The sequence below is a fragment of the Corynebacterium sp. UMB8791 genome, assembly GCF_054166365.1.
Map to the genome: position 1 here is coordinate 1 of NZ_JBSZCG010000052.1, position 332 is coordinate 332.

Sequence of the window (332 nt, forward strand, 5' to 3'; positions counted from 1 at the left end):
TCTGGAATCAATCCAGCAACTCAAAGTTAAAACGTCGTCCCCCGACCTTGCTATTGGACGTTTGAGCGGCGGTAATCAGCAAAAAGCGATCCTCGCTCGCTGCCTGTTACTCAACCCGCGCATTCTCATTCTTGATGAGCCTACCAGGGGTATCGATATTGGCGCGAAATACGAGATCTACAAATTAATTAACCAACTCGTCCAGCAGGGTATTGCCGTTATTGTCATCTCTTCCGAATTACCTGAAGTGCTCGGCCTTAGCGATCGTGTACTGGTGATGCATGAAGGGAAACTAAAAGCCAACCTGATAAATCATAACCTGACTCAGGAGC

1 protein-coding gene is annotated in these 332 nt (G+C 47.6%); it reads left to right on the top strand.

Annotated features, from left to right (window positions below; genetic code table 11):
• The coding region (locus ACXIUA_RS01525) for an ATP-binding cassette domain-containing protein (RefSeq protein ID WP_457975946.1) at positions 1-332 on the top strand (332 nt) is incomplete at both ends.